Raw genomic sequence first — 14,403 nt, 5'->3', positions numbered from 1 at the left:
TTTCATGTATTTAGCTTAGAACACTACCGCGCTTTCGCTTGGTGGCCCCTTTATTTGGTGAGCGATCTGACAATCCCTCACCAAATGAAGGGGTTAAATTTTGCCCACATTAATTTTACTCATACAATAGTGTTCATTTGTTGAAATTGTTTACCATGGATCAGTTGATTGCAATCATACCGAAAAGTTATTCCCCTTTATTATTAAAGCATAACTATAAATATTATAACTATTCCTACGGTGAAAACAGAAAGAAAATAGTTTGGCAAATTTGTAGATTTAATGAACAAATCGTTAACTGTGAAGAATTTTTGAACTTGGAAAAAATGTGAAGAAGTTCACATCCTGAGCCTTTTAATTTTTTTTACGATATTTTCAAGAATAAAGTGAACAAAAAAACTTAAGAAAAAATTTTTCACCCGAAAGGAGTTTTTTTAGTGAAAACAAAGTCTTTGCAATTACCATTACAAACAATTAGTTTAATTGCTGGATTTATGGTTTGGGTCATTCTATCCGGCTTAATGCCATTCATTAAAGAAGACATTCATATGACAGCAACTCAATTGTCTCTTGTAACAGCTATTCCAGTCGTGTTAGGTTCTATTCTCAGAATTCCCATTGGTTTCTGGACAAACCGCTTTGGTGCAAGAAAATTATTTTCCATCAGTTTCTTATTGTTATTGTTCCCTATTTTTTATATTAGTACTTCTAATTCTTTCGTCGATCTATTAATTGGTGGTTTGTTCCTAGGAATTAGTGGAGCTGTTTTTTCAGTCGGGGTTACATCACTTCCTAAGTATTATCCGAAAGAACGACATGGCTTTGTTAATGGAATTTATGGAGCAGGTAATATCGGAACAGCGATTACAACATTTTCCGCTCCAGTAATCGCGACGAAATTAGGCTGGCAAACTACTGTAAAGTTTTACTTAGTTTTAGTTCTAGTGATCGCTGTATTAAACTTCTTGTTTGGTGACAAGAATGAACCAAAGGTTGTTGCCTCATTTTCCGAACAATTTAAAGGTGTGTATAAAAATGAAAAATTATGGTTTCTTAGTCTGTTTTATTTCTTAACATTTGGTGCATTTGTTGCATTCACAATCTATTTACCAAATTTCCTTGTAGTTAACTTTGGTTTAGAAAAAGTAGATGCTGGTATGCGCACAGCTGGATTTATCGTGATTGCAACCTTCTGTCGCCCAATCGGTGGATGGCTTGGGGATAAATTCAATTCATTCCAAATTTTAATGCTTGTCTTTGCAGGAATGACAATTGCTGGGGTAGTCCTAGCGTTTAATCCATCCCTGATGATCTATTCTGCAGGCTGTTTAGTTATTGCTTTTGGTGCAGGGATTGGGAATGGTACTATTTTCAAATTAGTTCCAATGTATTTCTCCAAACAGGCGGGAATTGTAAACGGGATTGTATCAGCAATGGGTGGTTTAGGAGGATTTTTCCCACCATTAGTTCTTTCCATCTTATTTAATCTAACAGGGCACTATGCCATTGGTTTCATGGCATTATCTCAAGTGGCGATGGCCAGCTTAATTATTGTGATCTGGATGTATTACCAGGACAAATTAGGAATGGTCAGCAACTAAACTAAAAGAAAAAAATAATCGGGTTAAATCAATTTCATGAATCCCTGATTCGCTTGGATTGACTTATAAATTTTGATACGAAAAAAATAAAAAAATGATACACCGAACATCACAATTTATGTCATTGTAGCTATTGCCAATACTATACGGATTACATGAGAGATTTTAGTAAATTCAAGGCCGTCTTTTTTATTTGGTTATTAAATGACTAGCATGATTGAATTACGGAAGAATAAGGAAGGATAAAAGCACTCTAGATAGAAAGGAATGATTATATGTCAAAGCAACAAATTGGTGTCGTTGGTTTAGCTGTTATGGGTAAAAATTTGGCATTAAATATTGAAAGCAGAGGGTATAGCGTAGCTGTTTATAATCGTTCATCTGAAAAAACAGATGAGTTGTTAAGAGAACATAAAGGAAAAAACATTGTTGGCACATACAGTATCGAGGAATTCATCCATTCGTTAGAAACACCAAGAAAAATATTATTGATGGTGAAGGCAGGAAAACCAACGGATGCCACAATTGAACAACTAAAGCCTTATCTGTCAAAAGGTGATATCTTAATTGATGGAGGAAATACATTCTTTGCAGATACACAAAGAAGAAACAAAGAACTTGAAGCTGCAGGGATTCGTTTCATAGGTACTGGAGTGTCCGGTGGAGAAGAAGGAGCATTAAAAGGACCAGCCATTATGCCTGGTGGACAAAAGGATGCATATGAACTAGTGGAACCGATTTTAACCGCTATTTCTGCTAAAGTGAATGGGGACCCATGCTGTACATATATTGGTCCAAATGGTGCGGGTCACTATGTGAAAATGGTTCACAACGGAATTGAGTATGGTGATATGCAGCTAATTTGTGAAGCATATTTTCTAATGAAACAATTACTGGGTCTATCCGCCAAAGAACTTCATGAAATTTTTGCAGAATGGAATGAAGGAGAATTGGATAGTTATCTAATTGAAATCACAGCCGACATTTTTACAAAAATGGATGATGAAACAGGAAAGCCATTGGTTGATGTTATTTTAGATACGGCAGGTCAAAAGGGAACAGGAAAATGGACCAGTCAAAGTGCCTTAGATTTAGGGGTTCCGCTTCCTTTAATTACCGAATCAGTTTTTGCTCGTTTTCTTTCTGCTATGAAAACAGAACGTGTGGAAGCAAGCAAAATCTTGGGTGGCCCAAAACTTCAGTTTAATGGAGACAAACAAGAATTAGTGGAATCCATTCGAAGAGCGTTATATATGAGTAAAATTTGTTCATATGCACAAGGATTCGCTCAAATGAGAGCTGCATCCGAGGAATATGATTGGAATTTACAATACGGAGAAATTGCGATGATATTTAGGGGCGGTTGTATTATCCGGGCTGCTTTCTTGCAAAAAATCAAGGATGCCTACGATAAAAACCCGAACCTGAAAAATTTATTATTGGATCCTTATTTTAAAGAAATCGTGGAAAATTATCAGGATTCCCTGAGAAAAGTCGTCGGAATGGCAACTTCAAATGGCATTCCTGTTCCTGCGTTTTGCAGTGCTTTGTCTTACTATGACAGTTACCGCTCAGAAACATTGCCAGCGAATTTACTTCAAGCTCAACGAGATTATTTTGGAGCACATACGTATCAACGCATTGATAAAGAAGGAATTTTTCACACAGAATGGATGAAGTAATAAGAGTAATGGAAAACCTTTTATGCTGTCTCATAGAAAATATAATTTTATAAGAAAAGCCCAATTTCTGCATCATTATGAGAAATTGGGCTTTTAATCATTAGGATTCCAAACTGGTAAGTTCTAATTTAATCGTATGGAAAGAATCATGAATACGTGCTTTGCGCGAAATTTAAAAATGTTAAAATATTGTGACTGTTATGTCATATTCGATACTTTTTGCAAAATCTGTGCTAAAATATATTTTAAGATAGAGTTATTGCATCATTTAACTCCTTCAAGTGGTGCAAAAAATTTCACATCCTAAAACCTGATTGAATGCTCGTTCATTCACAATGCAACTGCCTCGCAGTAGTGAGTTAGTAAAAGATTTTAGGACCTAATTCTCTATCAAATTACGATCATTTGAATCCAATTAAAGGGAGGTGATCCGAAATGGAAGTGTTACTACAGTCTCTGCCAGAAGAAACTCCTAAAATGGTTATGATGGAAGATGTATGCGTCTATTGTGGCAAAGAATTAGCCAGAATGGAAAGGAATCGGGCAATCTGCTGGGAATGCAGGGATAAAATGAACGAAACCTATGATGAGGAATGAAGGTAACCGAAAATGGAAAATGTGATTTAAATAGACCGCCAAAGCCCTTATCAGTTCCGGGTTTTTAGGACGGTCTATTTTTATTACTGTTTTTTAATCAGATTGACATATGTTTTGGACGAAATCAGATCGTGGCAGATAAAATAAAAAGTAATTTGTTTATAGATTTTTCCTCTTTAAGTTCATTATCTTACTGCTGAACAATCCTTCCTTATTAGATCTTCAATTCTTAGAAATTCCAGGAAAAATTCTAATATTTCTATTATTTGCGGTATAGTGGTATAAAATTTTTTAGAATTATCTAGTTTTATCATTGACATAGAATCTGAAAACCCTTACAATCTGATTAGGTGGTATAAAAAAGTTTAAAGTTGACTAGTTTGGGTTTAGAAAAAATTAATATATCTATCGTGGTATTAAAGTTAAATTAGTTGTTTTCCTTAGGAAGGTGGGTGTAAATGTTAAAAAAAGAACAGGTTGCAGCCATGAGTGTTCAATTTATTCAATATTCTTTGGATTATACCATCGACTCATTTGCCAAAAGTGGAATTAGCAATATTGAGTTCTGGGGAGCGGAACCGCATTACTACAGGCTGAATTATCTTACAAGATATGAAGCTGGTAAGAGGCTCAGAAAAATACGTCAACAATTGGAAGAACACGGAATTAAAGTTGTTATGTACACACCGGAGACTCTCGCGTATCCTTACAGTTTTTCCAATCCGGATGGGAAAGTAAGGGATCGAACTGTTGAATTTTTTGACCTGGCTTGTCAAGATGCTCTGGAGTTAAGTTGTAAGCGGATTTTTATTAATACCGGGTGCGGACTTCGGGATGTAGATCGGGATATTAGCTGGAACTATACCGTTGATAGCTTCCATAGAATTTGTGAGATTGCCCATCGCTACGGTGTGGAATTAGTGCTGGAGCAGTTACAGCCATATGAAAGCAATCTTGTTACATCATTGAACGACGTTCAAAAGATGCTTCATGATGTGCAGCAGGAAAACCTCAAAGTTTGCTTGGATGTTGTGGCAATGGAAGTGGCCGGTGAAACGATTCCAGACTTCTTTGATCAGTTGGGGAAGAAGATCGTACATATTCATTTAGCTGATAACAACCATGAAATTTTAGGTAATGGCCATTATCCGATTATCGGATATTTGGATTACCTTGCCAGCATCGGTTATGACCAGTACGTATCTTTGGAGATTAATGATTCAATTTACTGGGAAGACCCTTTTCCATCTTTGAAAAAATCAATGGAATATTTAAATGAAAATTATTTCAACAGGGGGCCGGCAGTGAAATGAAGAAAGTGGCTGTGATTGGTGATAATTGCGTAGATTACTATTCTAATTTAAACCGCTATTATCTTACTGGTAATGTTGTTGATACCGGAATTAACCTTGCTCATTTGGGAGTACCTACTTCCATTATCACGACGGTTGCTGATGATGAGTATGGCAAAGACATGCTTCAATGTTTCAAGGATCAAGGACTTGATACGTCTCATGTTCAGGTTGCCCATGGAGACACTGCGATCACCTATATGCAGTTGATTGACGGTGAGCGAATTCATGGAGACTACCTGGAAGGCGTACTCGAAAATATTGTTTTTCAGCAGGAGGATGTAAACTTCGCGGCAGCACATGATTTAGTCCATTCCGCTTTCTGGGGAAAAGCTGACGGGGTATTGGCTGATATTAAACGTGCCAATCCCGGCGTCTTAATAAGTTTTGATTTTGCCGACCGGCTTGAGAGCGATTTAGTTAAACAGCTCAGCCATATCGTAGATATTGGGTTCTTCTCCTATCATGAGAAGGATGAAAAGATCATCGCTTTTTTACAGGACCGCCTCAAAGATGGAATGAAAATCGCCATCGCGACTTTTGGTGAAAACGGCTCGATCGCTGTTTGCAAGAACGAAGTATATCAAGCGGGAATCGTCAAGGTCGAGGTAGTCAATACAGTGGGAGCCGGAGACAGCTTTATTGCCGGGTTCCTTGCTGAATACTTAACCAGTGAAAACATCCAAAGCTCGCTGCAAAAAGGAGCCGAAGTCGCCGCAAAGATTATCTCCATTTTCGAACCTTGGGAGAATCAAACAAACATAGAATAAACATGTTGAATGGAGGATGACAATTATGTTGGACATTGATAAAAGCACAGTTGAATTTCTTGTGACAGAGCATATGGCTGATGAAGTGAAGTTTTTACTAAATGAAAAAGTAGCTGAGGTAGAAAAAATCGTTGAGGAAATGAAGGCTCGTAAAATTAATCGAGTTTACTTCGTAGCCTGCGGTTCACCGCTATGCGCATGTCAAACGGCCCAAATTCTATTTGATCGCTATTCTCGTATTTCTGCAAAGGCATATAGTGGATTTGATTTTCTCGATCAAACTCCATATGTTATCGACGAACATACTCTTGTTATTGGTGTAAGTGATTCGGGAACAACAGAAGAGGTTTATCGCAGCGTTGACCTGGCAAGGCAAAAAGGCGCGATGACTCTGGGACTCTCGAAAGATGGTACAGGTGTACCGCTTGGAGACAGCGCCGAGTTTACAATTGGCTATCAAGGACATTCGATTTGGCAAATGCACTTATTCCTGACATACGTGATTGCTTGTAAATATATTCAGGCAGCCGAAGGTGAAAATGAGGAACTTACACTGATTCTGAACCAGCTTCAACAGCTGCCAGAAGTATTAAGAACATTAGTGCAAACTCAAGAAGAAAGTGCCAAGCAATTAGGGATTGCCGCTAGTAAATATCCATTTCTTTATACGATCTCTGCCGGGAATCTATTACCACTGGCTTATAAAGAAGGCATTATTACGATGCTGGAATTCACGAGGACTCATGGTTGTCAGCTAAATGCCGCTGAGTTTCGCCATGGGCCTTTAGAAGTAGTGGAAGCGGGAGTACCATATGTATTCTTATTGGGCAATGATGAATCTAGACATACAGTCGAACGGACGCTAAAGTTTGTTAAGAAATTTACGAACGATGTCTTTGTCTTCGATGTGAATGATTTAGGAGTCAATCTACATCCGATGATTACTCCATTAGTCTTATTTGTACCTTTAGAGTACTTCTATTATTATCTGTCAATCGCCAAGGATCACAACCCTGACGATCGACGCTATTACGGTGGGAAAGTGGGATACTAATAGGAAAGCTCCAGCGCTCCTGAAAGGGGGCACTGGAGCTGGACCCTTAAACAAGGAGGTAGTGATCATGCAGTTTGGAATGTTTACATCCGGTTATCAAAGAAATCCGATTGAACATGTTTTTGAAGATGCCCAGCGCTTTGGGTATGATTACGTAGAATTATGGGGCGGACGGCCGCATGCCTATCCTTACGACTTAAAGCGTAATGGTGTTGATGAAATCAAAGCCTTGATTGATAAGTACGAGATGCCGGTGAAAATCTATACTCCTGAAATGAATGCCTATCCGTTTAATATCATGTCCGGAACGGAAGAAATGAGGGTGGATTCGGTTGAATATACGAAGGCAGCGATGGATGTCGCTAAAGCAATCGGGGCGGAATATACGTTAATCTCTGCCGGACATGCGGGATATCTGGCAACGCAACAGGAAATTGATGAACGGCTTGACAAAAGCTTACTAGAGTTAGTGGAACACGCTGAGAAGATGAACCACAAAATTATCTATGAGCCGTTAACAACATTTGAATCCAACGTAACGACAAATGCCAATCAGCTAAAAGCGGTTCTCGATCGCATTGATTCCCCTTATTTGGTTGGCATGGTTGATATTGTCGTTCCTTACATTCAAGGGGAAAGTATTTTAGCTTATTTTGATAAGCTCCAAGACAAAATGGTTCATATGCACATTATCGATAGTGACGGTCATAGTGAAACACATGTCCTGCCAGGCGAGGGTGTCTTACCGCTAAACGAATTAATGTATGAACTTAAAAGTATCGGCTATGACAAGACGATCACGATCGAGTTGGTTACTGCTTACCTAAATGAACCGAGGTTTTATGCCAAGCGGGCCCTGCAAAATTTAAAAAGAATGGTAGATTAGGAGGAAGACAATGTTTATCGATATACATGTCCACCCTAATTTTTATGAAGGAATTGATAAAGGAAAGGAAATGTTTGCCCTGAGACAAAAGGGGTTAAATATCCATAAGAATTCCATCGCTACCATTCAGCATGTGAAAAATCAGATGAAATGTGCCGGTCTCGATAAACTTTGTTTACTGGCACAGGATGAATCCTCCCTATATGGACAGCCCCTCGTCTCTAATCAGGAGGTTGCTGGGTTGGTAAACCAGGCGCCAGAGCTATTCTTTGGTTTCGCCAGTGTTGACCCTTTAACAGATCATTGGGAGGAAGAACTGTATTTTGCCTTTCAGGAGCTGCATTTAAACGGATTGAGTCTGAATCTTTCAAAACTGAAGCTGTATCCGACAGATGACCGATTACAAAGACTCTATGAAATTTGTTTGGAAGAGGACAAGCCGATTCTTTTCCATTGTGGCTGCAGCTATGAACATGATACGGTTGCCAAATATTCGCATCCGCTGGAGTTTGAGGAAGTGGCAAGTAGTTATCCTAAGCTTCGTATCGGACTTGAACATTTTGGCTGGCCGTGGGTGAAGGACACAGCAATGTTAATGCTGAAGTATCAGAATGTATATGTCGATACGGCAGCACTGTTTTTTGACAATGCCTTAGAGTTTTACCGTTATATTTTTACGAAAGAATATGAATGGACTTGGGTAGAAAGAAGCCTGAGACATCAAATTATGTTTGGCAGCGATAACCCTCGGTTTGAACAAATCAGAATGGCCCATGCTTTAGACGAACTGGGGTTCTCGAAGAAAACTTTAGACCTGATTAAGGGAGAGAATGCCATGGAATTCATGGGGATCAAAAATGGCTAAACAAGTTGTCTATCAGACTATTTGGACAGACCAGTACACCCAGATGGTTAATATTACAAAGCAAATTGAGGAGGTGGTGCAGTCCAGCGGTGTGCAAAATGGAATGGTCACAGTATTATCGATGCATACAACCGCAGGGATTACAGTAAATGAGGGGCTGGAATGCTTGGAGCAGGATATTGATGAATTTTTAACAAAACTTGTTCCTGAAAGCGCTCCCTATCATCATGCCAGGCTTCTGCCTGATTATGGCTCGACTGCGGGAAATCCGACAGGCCATTTAAAAGCAATGCTGGTAGGGAATCATTGTCATTTGTTGATTCAAAATGGTGTTTTAGAAAAGGGATCTGCACAGGAAGTTTATTTCTATGAATTCGATGGACCTTCCAAAAGAACCTATTGCGTCATCTTAGAAGATTTTGACAAGACCTTTTCGTAAGTGAACACTATTAGTATTACCGGCAATACTAAAACTTTTTCAGGAAGGTGAAAAAAGGTGTCAAAAGTAGTTGATAACCTAAAGGTAGAGTCAGTAGAGCATAAAGAACTCGGCCGTAAACTGGGATTATGGGCAGCTGTTGCCATATCCCTCGGAACAACCGTAGGGTCCGGGATCTTTTCCTCCATCCAAGAGGTTGCTGCTGCAAGTGGAACTGCTCTTATAACAATCTTAGCATTTTTGGTTGGTGGTATTATCAACATTCCGGCAAACTTAGTATATGCCGAGCTGGCAACAGCCTATCCGGAAGATGGTGGTCAGTATGTATATTTCCGCGAAGCTGGCTTTAAAGGACTTGCATTTTGGTGTGGCTGGATTAGCTTTTGGGCTACAGACCCTCCTTCGATCTCTATTATGGCTCTGGCAATTGCCAACTATTTAGGCTTCTTCCTCGGATGGAGTGATTTGGCATTAAAGTTCGTTGCCGTTGCGCTTGTCTTAATATTCATGGGTGTGCATTTACGAAGTGTTGAAGGCGGCGGTAAGTTTCAAACCTTTATTACCTTTTTTAAAATTTTACCTTTTGTGCTGTTAATCGGCTATGGGCTTTTCAACTTGAACGGAAGCTTGTACAGTGCTCCAGCATTAAAAGGATCAAATATCGGCATTCTGGCCTTACTTGCAGGTATCTCAGCAACCACATGGTCCTTTGATGGAATGGGTGCAGTATGTTATATGACAGGTGAAATTAAAGAACCGAAGAGAACTATGCCTCGTGCTCTGCTTATTACTGTTTTTGCGGTTACAGCCATTTATGTCTTACTAAGCTTTGTCGTAACCGGTTTGCTGCCGATGGATAAGCTTGCAGGCAGTGATTCACCAATCGCCGATGCTGCTGCTATGCTGCCGGGAATTGGCGGATCTGCCGGAACCATTACAGCGATTATGGCGATCATTGTTATCATTGGTTCTCTTTCCAGCTGTATTATGTTCCAGCCTCGTATTGAGTATGCAATGGCCAAAGACGGTCTATGGTTTAAATCATTTGCGAAAGTTCATCCAAAATTTGAAACACCATATGTATCGATCATTATCCAATGTGCTTTTGCAATTGTCTTAATATTCGCTACTGACTTGGCGAACTTATTGGGCTACTTCACATTAGTTGCCTTGATGAAGAACTTCTTGACATTCAGTATGATCTTCTTCTTAAGAAGGAAAAAATCCGGCTATAATCCGCTTTGGAGAATGCCTGGTGGCTACTTTATGGCTGGTGTGGCGATGTTTGTTACCGGCACCTTAATTGTTTCTACGTTCCTTTGGGCACCAGTTGCCGGTTTGGTGGCTGCCGTGATTTCAATTGTAACAGGCGTACCGGCTTACTACTTCTTTAAACATAGATATCACATTGCGTAAATCGAAAAAAACAAAGGGAAGAATCAACACCTGTTGGTCTTCCCTTTGAAACTTAAGATGCCAATGATAAAATAGTTTCATAATAATCATTCAAATATATATTAGCGGTATCTAAAGGAGAGAGTCGTCTTGCCAAAGAAAAATTCTATCAGACCAAAGGATGAAATCGCCGAGATGGTGGAAGCTTACATAGAAGAAAACGAATTAAAAGAAAATGAAAAACTTCCATCAGAGAGATTCCTATGTGAAAAATGGGGGATTAATCGGACTACTCTCCGAAATGCTTTGGCTAGATTGATCAAAGAAGGGGTCGTTTATTCTGTTCGGGGAATTGGCTATTTTGTGGCAGAGAAGAAACTGATTCGTAATCTGCAGGATTTGCGGCCATTAGTTGAAATTGTCAAGGAACAAGGGAAGGAACTAACGACGGTTGTTTTAAGCAGTCATTTAGTTGAAGCGGATGAAAGCATTGCGAAAAGGTTGGAGATTCAGATTGGCGAAAGGGTAATGGAATTAATTCGGCTCCGTTATCTTAATGGAACTCCTTCCTTGCTTGAGTATAGTTATATAAATCAATCATTTACGAAAGGGATAGAAGATTGTGATTTTAATACAAACTCTCTCTATGATACGTTAGAGAGAGTCTATCAAATAAAACCTTCTGCCGGCTCGCAAAAAGTGTCGATCAGTTATGCTACAGATAATGAATCTAAACTGTTACAAATTCCCGAAGGAACGCCGATCTTTTTTTTAAGAGGTGTCACCTATAGTGAAGGGGAACAACACCCTTTTGAATACTTTAAATCGATTATTCGCTCCGACAATGTTAAGTTTTTCTCAACTTTGAGAAGAAAGGAAGAATTTTGATGAAATTAGTTGCAATTGGGGATAATTGTATTGATTTTTATGAACAAACAAATCAAGCATTTTCGGGTGGTAATGCTGTGAATGTCGCCGTCTATTTTCACCGCAATGGAGGCGAGAGTGCTTATATTGGTGCGGTAGGAACAGACGAATTTGGTCAGGTATTATTGAATGGTCTAAAGGCAAAAGGAGTCGATGTGTCCCATGTCCATGTGGAGGAAGGGACAACTGCTGTCACGCAAGTAGAACTAGTTAACGGTGATCGGGTTTTTGGCGATTATAACGAAGGAGTCATGGAGCATTTTAAACTCCGGGAAGAAGATTATGAATTCATTAAGAACTTTGATATTGTCACCAGTGGTTTTTGGGGGCATGTCCATCAGGATTTCAAGTATTTTCATGAACAGGGAATAAAGACAGCCTTTGATTTTGCGACAAAATTAGATGATCCACTTGTTGGAGAGGTCATTCCATATATAGATTACGCCTTTTTCTCCTATGATGGGGAGGATATTAATTGGATCAAGGAGTTTATGAAGAAATTACACCATTATGACGGTCAATTGATTATTGTTACTCGAGGAGATAAAGGAAGTATCGTTTATGATGGGAAGGATTTTCATGAGTTTGGCATCATCCCTTGTGAAGTCGTCGATACCATTGGTGCAGGTGATAGTTATATTGCCGGATTTTTAATGGCCTCTTTAAAGGGGTTGCCAATTGTCGAGCGAATGAAGTTCGGGGCAGAGACCAGTGCGGTAACGATTGGCTACAATGGTGCATGGTGATGTGATATAGTTCAAAGTGATTTGTGGAGTTTTTTGAAAGTGAGGGAGCTTTTTTTAGCGCTTATTATGTATCAATTTAAGCAGCAATATCCGATTTATGTACAATTGCGTGATATTTTAAGAGAACAGATTGAAAATGGTGTGTATTTGCCTGGAACTGCCATTCCTTCAGAAAATGAACTCAGTGAAGAGTATGGTGTTAACCGTCTCACGGTGAGAACGGCCATTGAAGAACTGACTAAGGAAGGGATTGTGAAACCCATCCAAGGTAAAGGTGTTTACGTTATGGGAGAGCGGATGAACAGAGACCTTGATACGTTGTCAGGCTTTTCCAACACCATTCGTGGAAAAAATAGCAATCCTAAGGTAAATGTGCTAAATCAGAGAGTACGGAAGGCAGGGGTAAAATTTAGCAAGGTTTTTCACATTGACGAAGAAGACGAAGTCCACTACATCAAACGGGTGTGTTTTGTTGATGGCACACCAATGTCAATTGAAGAGATTTTTGTCCCTAAGGCAATTTTGCCGAACATGAACGAGCTCAATGTAGCTGATTTTTCCATGTATGATCTGTATCATTTTTATAAAATCAATGTCACCAATGCCTACCAAACTTTGGATATTGTTACGCTGGATCAAAATGAATCCAGACTGCTTAATATTAATACCTCACAGGCGGTATATCTGTTTACCAGCATAACCTATGCTGACGAGAAAACTCCAATTGAATATGCCAAAACTTACGTACGTGCTGACCTATGCGAATTTACCGTTACTTTCAGTCATTAACATAGTCTCAATGAGATCACAACAGCGGTTCATACCTGTAAGTGGTAATCAGGTCAGAACATTTGAAAAAAGCTAGTAGTTTATTCTATTAAATTATGCAGCCGTTTTTCGCGATTTAGATGATTACCTTCAATAGTGCTTCAAATGGATGCGGCATTTTATCACCTCTAATTTTATTGTTCTCTTATAGTTGTTAAGATTATAATTATTAACAATTAAACCAAATTTTTCGCTCAGTTTGGAGGGGACGCCGATGACCCAAGGATTGCCATTTACATTTCAAGCAAATGATGGCGTGGAAATCTACGCAAAAAAATGGGTTGCCCAAGGTGATGAAAAGCCGCTTGCCATTGTCCAACTCGCTCATGGAATGGCAGAACATATTGAACGTTATGATGCATTTGCCCAAAAGCTTGTTGCCAATAAGTTATTTGTATATGGCAATGATCATCGCGGACATGGAACAACGGGAAAACTCAATAACAGTATCGGCTATTTTGCTGATGAACAAGGTTTTGAAAAAGTCGTTGGGGATATGCAGCTGCTGACAAGTATTATTGAACAAGAATATCCTCATATACCTATCTTTTTATTTGGGCATAGCATGGGGTCGTTCTTATCAAGAAGGTATATTCAATTGTTTGGCGAAAAGCTGGCGGGAGTAATTCTGTGCGGAACAGGCGGTGACCCAGGCCTAATGGGTAAAATCGGAAAAATGGTCGCCGCTAGAGAAATGAAAAGAAAAGGAAGAAGAACGCCGAGCCCCTTAATGAATAATTTAACATTTGGAAGTTATAATAAGGCTTTTCGCCCTAACCGGACGGAGTTTGACTGGTTAACGCGGGATGAAAAAGAAGTAGATCAGTATATTGCCGACCCTCACTGCGGCGGAGTTTTCTCGTGCGGCTTTTTTTTCGATTTACTAGAGGGACTGCAAACAATAAATAAGGTAGAAAATATCAAAATGACACCTGCAAAACTGCCAATCTTGTTTATTTCCGGAACCAAGGATCCGGTCGGAAATAATACAAAAGGCGTCGTAAAAACTTATAATACCTACAGGCAGACTGGGATTAACGATGTTTCCTATCAGTTTTATGAAAATGCCCGACATGAACTACTAAATGAAATAAATCGCGAAGAAGTGCACAAAGACATAATTTCCTGGATCAAAAAACACTTAAAGTCAGCAGGTGGACTTTAAGTGTCGATGACATTTACTTTTAGTCTGATCAATAACTAACACAACAAAAAATTAAAGCTTCTCAAGTATAAAACTGTGGCCGATCCACAGATACCT

At 39.2% G+C, this 14,403-nt stretch carries 14 protein-coding genes; all 14 read left to right on the top strand.

What is annotated here, in order from left to right; translation table 11 throughout:
* Positions 1-437: 437 nt before the first annotated feature.
* The 14 genes from JK635_RS19380 (at position 438) to JK635_RS19315 (ending at position 14,307) form a co-directional block, all read left to right on the top strand.
* Positions 438-1,601: a nitrate/nitrite transporter gene (locus JK635_RS19380; RefSeq protein ID WP_202655585.1), complete on the top strand. Its 1,164-nt coding sequence runs from the start codon at positions 438-440 to the stop codon at positions 1,599-1,601.
* Positions 1,602-1,876: 275 nt separating this feature from the next.
* Positions 1,877-3,283 (top strand): NADP-dependent phosphogluconate dehydrogenase, encoded by a 1,407-nt coding sequence (gene gnd, locus JK635_RS19375; RefSeq protein ID WP_202655584.1) that lies wholly within the window; start codon positions 1,877-1,879, stop codon positions 3,281-3,283.
* A gap of 435 nt (positions 3,284-3,718) precedes the next feature.
* Complete coding sequence (locus tag JK635_RS19370; protein WP_202655583.1) at positions 3,719-3,880, top strand: hypothetical protein; 162 nt, start codon at positions 3,719-3,721, stop codon at positions 3,878-3,880.
* Positions 3,881-4,338: 458 nt separating this feature from the next.
* Positions 4,339-5,193, top strand: a complete 855-nt coding sequence (locus tag JK635_RS19365) for a sugar phosphate isomerase/epimerase family protein (protein ID WP_202655582.1) — start codon at positions 4,339-4,341, stop codon at positions 5,191-5,193.
* The gene (gene frlD, locus JK635_RS19360; RefSeq protein ID WP_202655581.1) at positions 5,190-6,002 is read left to right on the top strand and encodes a fructoselysine 6-kinase; all 813 of its coding nucleotides are present in this window, start codon (positions 5,190-5,192) and stop codon (positions 6,000-6,002) included. Before JK635_RS19365 ends, frlD (JK635_RS19360) begins: the two co-directional genes overlap by 4 nt.
* A 25-nt stretch (positions 6,003-6,027) precedes the next feature.
* Positions 6,028-7,056 (top strand): SIS domain-containing protein, encoded by a 1,029-nt coding sequence (locus tag JK635_RS19355; RefSeq protein WP_202655580.1) that lies wholly within the window; start codon positions 6,028-6,030, stop codon positions 7,054-7,056.
* Between the two features lie 67 nt (positions 7,057-7,123).
* Positions 7,124-7,942, top strand: coding sequence for a fructoselysine 3-epimerase (frlC, locus tag JK635_RS19350; protein ID WP_202655579.1), 819 nt, complete (start codon positions 7,124-7,126; stop codon positions 7,940-7,942).
* A gap of 10 nt (positions 7,943-7,952) precedes the next feature.
* Positions 7,953-8,807, top strand: a complete 855-nt coding sequence (locus JK635_RS19345) for an amidohydrolase family protein (RefSeq protein WP_202655578.1) — start codon at positions 7,953-7,955, stop codon at positions 8,805-8,807.
* On the top strand, positions 8,800-9,246 hold the full coding sequence (locus JK635_RS19340; RefSeq protein ID WP_202655577.1) for a secondary thiamine-phosphate synthase enzyme YjbQ: 447 nt from the start codon (positions 8,800-8,802) through the stop codon (positions 9,244-9,246). Before JK635_RS19345 ends, JK635_RS19340 begins: the two co-directional genes overlap by 8 nt.
* Before the next feature lie 57 nt (positions 9,247-9,303).
* On the top strand, positions 9,304-10,662 hold the full coding sequence (locus tag JK635_RS19335; protein WP_202655576.1) for an amino acid permease: 1,359 nt from the start codon (positions 9,304-9,306) through the stop codon (positions 10,660-10,662).
* A gap of 129 nt (positions 10,663-10,791) precedes the next feature.
* Positions 10,792-11,529: a GntR family transcriptional regulator gene (locus JK635_RS19330; RefSeq protein ID WP_202655575.1), complete on the top strand. Its 738-nt coding sequence runs from the start codon at positions 10,792-10,794 to the stop codon at positions 11,527-11,529.
* A complete protein-coding gene (gene frlD, locus JK635_RS19325) occupies positions 11,529-12,314 on the top strand; it encodes a fructoselysine 6-kinase (RefSeq protein WP_202655574.1) in 786 nt (261 codons plus the stop codon). Before JK635_RS19330 ends, frlD (JK635_RS19325) begins: the two co-directional genes overlap by 1 nt.
* Positions 12,315-12,353: 39 nt before the next feature.
* Positions 12,354-13,103, top strand: a complete 750-nt coding sequence (locus JK635_RS19320; RefSeq protein WP_202655573.1) for a GntR family transcriptional regulator — start codon at positions 12,354-12,356, stop codon at positions 13,101-13,103.
* Between the two features lie 253 nt (positions 13,104-13,356).
* Positions 13,357-14,307, top strand: coding sequence for an alpha/beta hydrolase (locus JK635_RS19315; RefSeq protein WP_202655572.1), 951 nt, complete (start codon positions 13,357-13,359; stop codon positions 14,305-14,307).
* Positions 14,308-14,403 lie beyond the last annotated feature (96 nt).

The sequence above is a fragment of the Neobacillus paridis genome, assembly GCF_016765675.1.
GTDB classification, from domain to species: domain Bacteria; phylum Bacillota; class Bacilli; order Bacillales; family Cytobacillaceae; genus Neobacillus; species Neobacillus paridis.
This window is presented reverse-complemented; position numbering and strand designations above follow the sequence as displayed.

What these genes read in the sequence shown, in the direction of transcription:
- gnd (WP_202655584.1), top strand. Translation starts at nt 1,877, where the DNA reads ATGTCAAAGCAACAAATTGGTGTCGTTGGTTTAGCTGTTATGGGTAAA.
- JK635_RS19370 (WP_202655583.1), top strand. Translation starts at nt 3,719, where the DNA reads ATGGAAGTGTTACTACAGTCTCTGCCAGAAGAAACTCCTAAAATGGTT.
- JK635_RS19365 (WP_202655582.1), top strand. Translation starts at nt 4,339, where the DNA reads ATGTTAAAAAAAGAACAGGTTGCAGCCATGAGTGTTCAATTTATTCAA.
- frlD (WP_202655581.1), top strand. Translation starts at nt 5,190, where the DNA reads ATGAAGAAAGTGGCTGTGATTGGTGATAATTGCGTAGATTACTATTCT.
- JK635_RS19355 (WP_202655580.1), top strand. Translation starts at nt 6,028, where the DNA reads ATGTTGGACATTGATAAAAGCACAGTTGAATTTCTTGTGACAGAGCAT.
- frlC (WP_202655579.1), top strand. Translation starts at nt 7,124, where the DNA reads ATGCAGTTTGGAATGTTTACATCCGGTTATCAAAGAAATCCGATTGAA.
- JK635_RS19345 (WP_202655578.1), top strand. Translation starts at nt 7,953, where the DNA reads ATGTTTATCGATATACATGTCCACCCTAATTTTTATGAAGGAATTGAT.
- JK635_RS19340 (WP_202655577.1), top strand. Translation starts at nt 8,800, where the DNA reads ATGGCTAAACAAGTTGTCTATCAGACTATTTGGACAGACCAGTACACC.
- frlD (WP_202655574.1), top strand. Translation starts at nt 11,529, where the DNA reads ATGAAATTAGTTGCAATTGGGGATAATTGTATTGATTTTTATGAACAA.
- JK635_RS19315 (WP_202655572.1), top strand. Translation starts at nt 13,357, where the DNA reads ATGACCCAAGGATTGCCATTTACATTTCAAGCAAATGATGGCGTGGAA.